Origin of the sequence: Brachyspira catarrhinii (assembly GCF_005518285.1) — a bacterium.
Lineage (GTDB): Bacteria > Spirochaetota > Brachyspiria > Brachyspirales > Brachyspiraceae > Brachyspira > Brachyspira catarrhinii.
This window is the reverse complement of sequence record NZ_SJDU01000624.1, coordinates 1-894: the sequence shown is the minus strand read 5'-3', so window position 1 is coordinate 894 and position 894 is coordinate 1. Positions and strand designations below refer to the sequence as shown.

General features: G+C 19.1%; 1 protein-coding gene. It reads right to left on the bottom strand.

Translation table 11 applies throughout. From position 1 onward, the window contains the following. Positions 1–53 precede the first annotated feature (53 nt). Positions 54–773: an NERD domain-containing protein gene (locus EZH24_RS15160; RefSeq protein WP_137999402.1), complete on the bottom strand. Its 720-nt coding sequence runs from the start codon at positions 771–773 to the stop codon at positions 54–56. Positions 774–894: the final 121 nt, after the last annotated feature.

Below are 894 nucleotides of genomic sequence, written 5' to 3'. Positions count from 1 at the left end.
AGTACAATAAAATTACTATTGTATAATAAACTACATTTTTTAATTTTTGTTAATTATTTTTTTATAGTGAATTTACAATATGGATAATTGCTGCATCCGTAAAACTCTCCATATTTTCCTTCTCTTAATATTAATTTTCCTTTGCATCTTGGACATATTCCGCTTCTTATTTCTTCTTTAGTATTGTTTATATTTTCTATATGTTTTGAATTAGAAATATTTTTATTACTTGAAATTAATTTATTATAAATATAATCAATATCTTCAGAAGTATAATTAGTGCCGTCATTAAAATTATTCAGATACGTTTTTAAATCTATTAAATTTATAACATTATTAATATTTATATTATCAGCATTATTTTGTGTAAATACAATTAATGAATTTATATTATACTTGTTTTCTAATATTTTTTTTAAATGGAATATATGAGATTTATTTTGTTTTATTGGATTATAAAAATAATTCTTTTTACCTCTTCTTAAACATTGAGTCCATTTATTATTGTTTTCACTGCCGAATATTAATCCGCTATAGTTTTTAGTTTCTATGCAAAATATTCCATTTAATCTTATTTCTATATGATCTATTTGATGGCTTTTTAAATTTTCATCAACTATTACCAAATTATTTATTTGTTTATGTTCTTTTTTACCAAAAAAGTATGGATTTAGAGCATTATTTACTTCTAATTCTCCAATTTTTCCTTTAAGAGAATCGCTATAAAATATATTTCCAAGAATTTTATGTACTATATAATTAAATAATCCCATGTTTATAAACCTTAAATAAAATATAAAACTATTATAAATAATAACAGTTATTTGACAACAATTAAATATTAAAAATAAAATTTCTTTGACAAACTTTATTTTTATTGTAATATTATTTTTG